Source organism: Xanthomonas sp. 1678 (assembly GCF_031455575.1).
Classification (GTDB): Bacteria; Pseudomonadota; Gammaproteobacteria; order Xanthomonadales; family Xanthomonadaceae; genus Xanthomonas_A.
This window is the reverse complement of record NZ_JAVDSZ010000021.1, coordinates 21,768-29,815: the sequence shown is the minus strand read 5'-3', so window position 1 is coordinate 29,815 and position 8,048 is coordinate 21,768. Positions and strand designations below refer to the sequence as shown.

Below are 8,048 nucleotides of genomic sequence, written 5' to 3'. Positions count from 1 at the left end.
AAGTTGCTGCATCTTGCCTACGGCGTCCTCAAATCAAACACGCCCTTCGATCCTCAAAAGGCCATTGCCTGTTAGACGGGAAGACGGTATCTACAACTGCGCAATCCCGGCGAGCCGTCCTAGGTGAGCTGCTGCACGATCTCGCGCGCCATCCCGCTCAGCGGCAGGATCTTCTCCGCGCCGCCGCGCTTGATCGCTTCCTTGGGCATGCCGAACACGATGCTGCTCTGTTCGTCCTGGGCCACGGTGCGCGCGCCGGCCTGGCGCATTTCCAGCAGGCCGACCGCGCCGTCGTCGCCCATGCCGGTCATGATGATGCCCAGCGCGTTGGCGCCGGCGGCGCGCGCGGCGGAACGGAACAGCACGTCCACCGACGGCCGGTGCCGGTTGACCGGTGGCCCGTCCACGACCTCGACGAAATACTGCGCGCCGCTGCGGCGCAGCAGCATGTGCTTGCCGCCGGGCGCGATCAGCGCGCGGCCGGGCACCACGCGGTCGTTGTTGGCCGCTTCCTTCACCGCGATCTGGCACAGCCCGTCCAGGCGCGCGGCGAATGCGGCGGTGAACTTCTCCGGCATGTGCTGGACGATGACGATGCCGGGGCTGACCCGCGGCAGCGCGGTCAGCACTTCCTCCAGCGCCTGGGTGCCGCCGGTGGAGGTGCCGATCGCGATCACCCGTTCGGTGGTCTGCGCCAGCGCGCGGCCACCCTGCGCCGGCAGGATCACGTCGGCGGTGTGCTTGATCTCCGGTTCCACCGGCGGCGCGGCGCTGCGCGCGGCCAGGCGCTTGACGTTGGCGCGCGCGGCGGTGCGCACCGTGGCCACCAGTTCCTCGGCCGAGTCGGTGAGGAACTGCTTCAGGCCCAGCTTGGGCTTGGTCACCACCGCCACCGCGCCGGCGGCCAGCGCGTCCATGGTCACCCGCGCGCCCTTCTCGGTGAGCGTGGAGCAGATCACCACCGGGGTGGGGCGTTCGCTCATGATCTTGCGCAGGAAGGTGATGCCGTCCATCTTCGGCATCTCCACGTCCAGCACGATCACGTCCGGCCATTGCTGGCGCATCTTGTCCATCGCCAGCAGCGGGTCGGCGGCCGAGGCGATCACCTCGATGCCGGGCGCTTCGTTGAGCACCGCCACCAGCACCTGCCGCACCACCGCCGAATCGTCGACCACCATGGCCTTGATCGTCGTCGTCATCGGTCGTTCCTTTGGGAGGCCGCAGTGGCGCTCATGGTTTGCGATACACCGACGGCGCCACCTGCACGACTTCGTTGTTGATGTCGTTGAGGCTTTCCGAGTGGCCGATGCAGAAGATGCCGCCGCGCTTGAGCGTGGACAGCACCCGCGCGACCACTTCGCGCTTGGTCTGGCCGTTGAAGTAGATCATCACGTTGCGCAGGAAGATCACGTCGAACTGGCCGAGGTTGGGCAGCGACGCATTGAGGTTGGCGTGCAGGAAGCGCACGTTGTCGCGCAGCTTGCGGTCGATCAGCAGGCTGCCCTCGTATTCGCCGCGGCCCTTCAGGCAGTAGCGCTTGAGCAGCGCCGGCGGCATGTGCTCGATGCGCTGCAGCGGATAGTGGCCGGTGCGCGCCTTTTCCAGCACGCGGGTGCTGATGTCGGTGCCGACCACTTCGTAGGCGCGTCCCTGCAGCGCGTCGTCCAGCACCATCGCCATGCTGTAGGCCTCCTCGCCGCTGGAACTGGCCGCGCTCCAACTGCGGAACGGCGCGCTGCCCTTGTGCTCGCCGGCCAGCCGGCGCAGCAGGTCGAAGTGCTTGGGCTCGCGGAAGAAGTAGGTCTCGTTGGTGGTCAGCAGGTCGATCGCGGTCTGCACCTCGGCGCTGCCTTCGCGGCTTTCCAGCAGTTTCAGGTACTGGGTGTAGGTCTGCAGCGAATGCGCCTTCAGGCGCTTGCCCAGGCGCCCGCACAGCATCGCCTTCTTGGCCGGGGAGATGGTGATGCCGGCGGCGTCGAAGATGAAGCGCTGGAATCTGCCGAATTCCTGCTCGGTGATGGTGTCGGTACTGGTCATGGTGGTCCGCGTGTCAGTGATGCGGCGCTTGCGCCGAAGTGGGTCCGTGTTCGCGCAGCCGCGCCTGGTGCTCGAGCAGCCAGGTGTTCAGCGCGCCGCCGCCCATCGGCCGCGCCAGCAGATAGCCCTGGCCGAGGTCGCAGCCAAGTTCCTGCAGCAGTTGCCAGTCCTCGACCGTTTCGATGCCTTCGGCGACGGTGCTCAGGCCCAGCCGCTGGGCCATGCCCAACGCCGATTCCAGCACGGTGCGCAGATTGCGGCTGCGGTGCGCGTCGTGCACGAAGATGCGGTCGATCTTCAGTTCGGTGAAGGGGATGCGGGTCAGCTGCTGCAATGAGGAAAAGCCGGTGCCGTAGTCGTCCAGCGACAGGCCGAAACCCTGCAGCCGCAGCCGCGCCAGCATGCCCAGCGCGCTGGCCTCGACCAGCGAGCTTTCGGTGATCTCCAGGATCACGTCGGCCGGCACCAGACCGTGCCGATGCAGTTGGCTGTGCAGTTCGTCGAGCAATCCCGGGTCCTGCAGCAGGCAGGGCGACAGGTTGATCGCCAGGGTCAGGCGGAAGCCGGATTGCTTCCAGGTCGCCAGCCGCGCCATCGCCTGGTCGGCGACGCTGGCGGTCAGCGTATGGATCAGGCCTTCGCGTTCGGCCAGGGCGATGAAGCGGTCCGGCGCGATCTGGCCGTTGAGCGGATGCCGCCAGCGCGCCAGCGCTTCCACGCCGCTGACCTGGCCGCTGCGCATGTCCACCTTGGGCTGGTACGCCACTTCGATGTCGCTGCGGCGCAGCGCCTCGCGCAGCATCGCCGCGTCGGTGGCGCCGTCCAGGTTGGCGTCGTTGCGCGCTGCCGGCGCCGGCGGCGGATTGGCCTGCAGGGCGGTGCCGAGCTCGGCGGCGCGCAGCGGCTTCTCCAGCCCCGCCAGCACCTGCAGGCCGTTGGCGCGGCCGACCTGCAGCACCGAATCGATCAGCGCCGCGCCGCGTTGCGAGGCGACCACGATCGGCACGCGCACGTTGCAGCGGGCCAGCGCGTCGAGCAGCTGCACGCCGTCCATGCCGGGCATTTCCAGGTCCACGATCAGCAGTCCCGGCGCCGGCCCCTGGATCACCCGCGCCAGCGCCGCATGGCCGTCGTGCACGCCTTCCACCGCCACCGCGCCCAGCCGCAGGCACAGCGCCAGCGCGTGTTCGCACTGGACCTGGCTGTCGTCGACGACCAGAACGGTCCCGAATTGGCTGAGCGTGGCGGTTTCGTGAACGAGCGGCATGCGGATTCCGTCCGGTGGACAAGGGCTGGGCGCGGCACGATGCGCCACGCCACGCGGTGAACTCAGGCGGCCACGCCCGCCTCGACGTCCGGCGCGATGCCGGCCATGGCGACGAACTCCTGGGTGGACAGCGCGGCATCGGCATCGAGCAGGATCACGAAGCGCTCGCCGACCTTGCCCATGCCGTGGATGAACTCGCGGCGGATGCCGGCGCCGAAGGCCGGGGCCGGGGCGATGTCGGCGGCGGCGATCTCCAGCACTTCGCTGACCGCATCCACCTGCAGCCCCAGCACCTGGCGTTCGTTGCCGTTGGCGACTTCGACGATGACGATGCAGGTGCGCTTGGTGACGTCGCTGGCGGCGCGACCGAAGCGCTGCTGTAGGTCCACCACCGGCACCACCGCGCCGCGCAGGTTGATGACCCCGCGCAATGCCGGCGGCATCATCGGCACGTCGGTCGGCGTGCGGTACTCGATGATTTCCTTGATGCCGAGGATGCCGACCCCGAACATTTCCTTGCCGAGCAGGAAGGTCAGGAACTGGTCCGGCGCCAGGTCGGTGCCGCCGGACGGCGCGGAGGATGCGTGTGCGGTCATGGCCTGTCCTCAGAAGCTGTCGAAATGGGCTTCGTCCGGCGCATCGCCGGCCAGCGCGAGCTGGCTCTCGGCGAAACGCACGAACGGCTTGCGGGCCGCGGTACGCGCGGGCTGCTGCGGCGGCTTGCGCCCGGTCGCGGCCGCGGCGCGGCGCACCGGCGCCGCGCCGGCGAGCTTGAAGAAGCTCATCAGCTGCTGCAGCTGCTCGGCCTGGCCGCTCATCTCCTCGGCGGTGGCGGCCAGCTCCTCGGAGTTGGACGCGGCCTGCTGGGTGGTCTGGTTGAGCTGGCCGACCGCGGTGTTGATCTGGGCGACGCCGGAGGCCTGTTCCTCGGAGGCGGCGGTGATCTCCTGCACCAGGTCGGAGGTGCGCTTGATCGACGGCACCATCTCGTCCAACAGCTTGCCGGCGTTCTCGGCCAGCTCCACGCTGGAGCCGGCGACGTCGCCGATCTCCTGCGCGGCGATCTGGCTGCGCTCGGCCAGCTTGCGCACTTCCGCGGCGACGACGGCAAAGCCCTTGCCGTGCTCGCCGGCACGCGCCGCTTCGATCGCCGCGTTGAGCGCGAGCAGGTTGGTCTGGTAGGCGATGTCGTCGATGATGCCGATCTTCTGCGCGATCTGCTTCATCGCCTGCACCGTGGCGCGGACCGATTCGCCGCCGTCCAGCGCCTGGTTGGAAGCCTTGCTGGCCATGCCGTCGGTGACCTTGGCGTTCTCGGTGTTCTGCGCGATCGAGGCGGTCATCTGCTCTATCGAGGCGCTGGTCTCCTCCACGCCGGCGGCCTGTTCGCTGGCCGCCTGGCTCAGCGACTGCGCGGTGGCGCTGACTTCTTCCGACGCGCTGGCCAAGGCCTCGGCGCTGCCGTTGACCTCGCTGACCACCTGCGACAGGCGCGCAATGGTGTCGTTGACGTAGTTCTTCATCTCCGCGTAGGCGCCGTCGTAGGGCTTGTCGATGCTCTGGGTCAGGTCGCCGTCGGACAGCGCGCTCATCACCCGCACCACGTCCTGGATGCTGTTGCCGGTGGTGTCCACCAGGTCGTTCAGACCCTGGCCCATCTCGCGCTGGAAGCCGGCCAGGCCATCCAGGGCGATCCGCTCGGAGAAGTCGCCGCGGTTGGCGGCCAGGACCACGCGGCGCTGGCCATCGATCACCAGCTTCAACCGCTCGACCATGCTGCGCATCGCATACAGCGCGCTGCCGCCGTCGTTGGCGCCGATCTTCACGTCCAGCGCAAGATCGCCTTGCGCCACCTTGTTGGCGATCTCGGCCACGTAGGCCGGCTCGCCGCCGAGCAGGCGCATCAGCCCGCGCACGATGAACACCGAGATGCCGGCGCCGAGCAGCACGCACGCCGCAATGACCGCGATGATCCAGCTGCGCGCGCTGGCGTACAGCGCATCGCCCTGCGCGCTGGCGGCTTCGCCGCCCTTGACGTTGATCTCGACCAGCTTGTCCAGGATCGCCGAGGAATCGTCGAACAAGGTCTGCTGCCGGCCGTTCATCAGCGCCATCGCTTCGCTGGTCTTGAGCTCGCGCGACAGCTGCAGCACCTGCTTGTGCAGCGCCAGGTATTCGTCGAACTTGCGCGCGAAGTCGTCGTAGTCGGCCTTTTCCTCCGGCGAGGAGATCAGCTTGAGATAGCGGTCGCGATTGCTCGCGTACTCCGCCAGGATCTGCTCCATCGCGTGATCGAGCTTGGCCATTTCCTCCGGACGCTCGCTGACCACGTGCTGCAGCTCGGCCACGCGCAGGTCGGAGGTGTTGGTGTTCATCTGCTGGACGTAGCGGATGCTGGGCATCCAGTTCTCGGCCATGTCGGTCGAGGACTGGTTGACCTGGGCGAGCTTGTTGGTGGCGAACATGCCCATGCCGAGCATCAACAGCAGGACGCAAGCGAAGCCGAGGCCGATTCGCGTGCCGATTTTCATGGTGGTAAACATCGATTGATCTCTGAGCGGATGTGCGGTGGGGCTACGGGTGTGCTGCGATCCTGATCGGCCGCGGTCAGAAACTGTCGAAATGGGCTTCGTCCGGCGCCGACACCAGCGCCAGCCCGTTATCGCCATAGGTGAACGAGCGCGAGCGTTGCGCGGCGGACGGCTTTGCGGCCTTGCGCGCCGTCGCCGGCGCGCGTCGCAACACCGGCGCCTGGCTGGTGCGGAAGAAGCTCATCAGCTGCTGCAGCTGCTCGGCCTGGCTGCTCATTTCCTCGGCGGTGGCGGCCAGCTCCTCGGAGTTGGACGCGGCCTGCTGGGTGGTCTGGTTGAGCTGGCCAACCGCGGCGTTGATCTGGCCGACGCCGGAGGTCTGTTCCTCGGAGGCGGCGGTGATCTCCTGCACCAGGTCGGAGGTGCGCCGGATCGACGGCACCATCTGGTCGAGCAGCTTGCCGGCGTTCTCGGCCAGCTCGACGCTGGAGCTGGCGACGTCGCCGATCTCCTGCGCGGCGATCTGGCTGCGCTCGGCCAGCTTGCGCACTTCCGCGGCGACCACGGCGAAGCCCTTGCCGTGTTCGCCGGCACGCGCCGCCTCGATCGCCGCGTTGAGCGCGAGCAGGTTGGTCTGGTAGGCGATGTCGTCGATGATGCCGATCTTCTGCGCGATCTGCTTCATCGCCGCGACCGTGGAGCGCACCGCCTCGCCGCCCTCGCTGGCCTCGCGCGCCGCCTTGGCCGCCATGCCGTCGGTGACCTTGGCGTTCTCGGTGTTCTGTGCGATGGAGGCGCTCATCTGCTCCAGCGACGCGCTGGTCTCCTCCACGCCGGCGGCCTGCTCGCTGGCGGCGTGGCTCAGCGACTGCGCGGTGGCGCTGACTTCCTCCGAGGCGCTGGCCAGCGCCTCGGCATTGACGTTGACCTCGCCGACCACCTGCGCCAGGCGCGCGACGGTGGCATTGATGCTGTCGCACAGTTCCTTCAACTGGCCCTGGCAGGCCATGTCGGCAGTGCGGGTCAGGTCGCCGTCCTCGATCGCCTTGAGCACCTGGCGCACTTCGTTGAGCGGGCCGATCACCGCATCCAGGGTCTGGTTGACGCCATCGACGATGCGGCGGAAATCGCCGTGATGCAGGCTGGCGTCGGCGCGCACGTCCAGGCGCCCGGCGCCGGCCGCGTCGACCAGCAGGTTGGTGTCGCGGATCAGCGCGCGCAGGTTGGCGCGCACCTGCTCGATGGTGTCGTTGATGAACGCCTTCTTGCCCGGGAAGCGGTCCAGCGGCGCATCGAAATTGCCGCGGCCGAACTCGGCCACGCAGGCCATGGCCTGCTTCTTGACCGCGATATGCCCGGCGACCATGCGATTGATGCCGTCGGCCATGCTGCGGAAGTCGCCGTCGAAGCGGGTGCTGTCGATGCTCACGTCGATGTCGCCGGCGTCGTGCTCGGCGGACATGTGGTTCATCTGCGCGATCAGGCCGAGCAGGTTGCGGCGCACCTGCTCGACGGTGTCGTTGATGAAGGCCTTCTTGCCGGGGAAGCTCTCCAGCGGCGCCTGGAAGTTGCCGCGGCCGAATTCGGCGATGCAGGCCATGGCCTTCTTCTTGACGGCGATGTGCCCGGCGACCATGCGGTTGATGCCATCGGCCATGCTGCGGAAGTCGGCCTCGAAGCGGTGGCTGTCGATGACCGCGTCGATGTCGCCGGCATCGTGTTCGCGCGACATGCGCTCGATCTCGCCGCCGACCTGGCGCACGTTGGCCTGCACCTGGCGCAGCGCCAGCAGGAGCTCGCAGGCCTGGTCGCTGCGCACCGTGGGCATCACCACCTCGAAATCGCCGCGGGCGAAGCGCGCCAGGGTGGTGGTGGCGATCTGCAGCGAGCGCGCGGTCGCATGCACCGCGTAGCCCAGCACCGCGGCGCCGAGCACCGCCGCGGCGACGCCGAGCGCCATTATCTGGCCGGGCGCCAACGCCAGTGCGAAACCGGTTGCGCTCGCTGCCAACGGCAGCAGCACGGCAACGGCGAAGCCAATCCATAGCTTGGAAGAGAGCGAGAGAGAGTTGGACATGCCGGCGTACCTGTGCGTGGTTGAGTGGCTGGCGCCGGGTGTATTGCGACCGGTACCGGATGGAGTGGCGTTGGTTCAGGCCGTTGCGAGAACGGCCTGGTCGATCCGTGCTGCTGCCGGCGTGGTCGACGATGTG

6 protein-coding genes are annotated in these 8,048 nt (G+C 68.3%); all 6 read right to left on the bottom strand.

All coding sequences use genetic code 11. The features are described from left to right. Positions 1 to 119: 119 nt before the first annotated feature. Positions 120 to 1,199 carry a chemotaxis response regulator protein-glutamate methylesterase gene (locus J2Y70_RS22040; protein WP_309922643.1) on the bottom strand — a complete coding sequence of 360 codons (1,080 nt, stop codon included), beginning with the start codon at positions 1,197 to 1,199 and terminating at the stop codon, positions 120 to 122. Positions 1,200 to 1,230: 31 nt separating this feature from the next. Further along, the gene (locus J2Y70_RS22035) at positions 1,231 to 2,037 is read right to left on the bottom strand and encodes a CheR family methyltransferase (protein WP_309922641.1); all 807 of its coding nucleotides are present in this window, start codon (positions 2,035 to 2,037) and stop codon (positions 1,231 to 1,233) included. A 13-nt stretch (positions 2,038 to 2,050) separates the two neighbouring features. Further along, on the bottom strand, positions 2,051 to 3,304 hold the full coding sequence (locus J2Y70_RS22030; RefSeq protein ID WP_309922638.1) for an EAL domain-containing response regulator: 1,254 nt from the start codon (positions 3,302 to 3,304) through the stop codon (positions 2,051 to 2,053). Positions 3,305 to 3,366: 62 nt separating this feature from the next. Then, positions 3,367 to 3,900 (bottom strand): chemotaxis protein CheW, encoded by a 534-nt coding sequence (locus tag J2Y70_RS22025; protein WP_263395156.1) that lies wholly within the window; start codon positions 3,898 to 3,900, stop codon positions 3,367 to 3,369. A gap of 9 nt (positions 3,901 to 3,909) precedes the next feature. Next, on the bottom strand, positions 3,910 to 5,835 hold the full coding sequence (locus tag J2Y70_RS22020) for a methyl-accepting chemotaxis protein (protein WP_309922636.1): 1,926 nt from the start codon (positions 5,833 to 5,835) through the stop codon (positions 3,910 to 3,912). Between the two features lie 76 nt (positions 5,836 to 5,911). After that, positions 5,912 to 7,912 (bottom strand): methyl-accepting chemotaxis protein, encoded by a 2,001-nt coding sequence (locus J2Y70_RS22015; RefSeq protein WP_309922633.1) that lies wholly within the window; start codon positions 7,910 to 7,912, stop codon positions 5,912 to 5,914. Positions 7,913 to 8,048: the final 136 nt, after the last annotated feature.

Coding starts and splice junctions, on each gene's coding strand:
- J2Y70_RS22040 (WP_309922643.1), bottom strand. CDS start 1,199: ATGACGACGACGATCAAGGCCATGGTGGTCGACGATTCGGCGGTGGTG.
- J2Y70_RS22035 (WP_309922641.1), bottom strand. CDS start 2,037: ATGACCAGTACCGACACCATCACCGAGCAGGAATTCGGCAGATTCCAG.
- J2Y70_RS22030 (WP_309922638.1), bottom strand. CDS start 3,304: ATGCCGCTCGTTCACGAAACCGCCACGCTCAGCCAATTCGGGACCGTT.
- J2Y70_RS22025 (WP_263395156.1), bottom strand. CDS start 3,900: ATGACCGCACACGCATCCTCCGCGCCGTCCGGCGGCACCGACCTGGCG.
- J2Y70_RS22020 (WP_309922636.1), bottom strand. CDS start 5,835: ATGAAAATCGGCACGCGAATCGGCCTCGGCTTCGCTTGCGTCCTGCTG.
- J2Y70_RS22015 (WP_309922633.1), bottom strand. CDS start 7,912: ATGTCCAACTCTCTCTCGCTCTCTTCCAAGCTATGGATTGGCTTCGCC.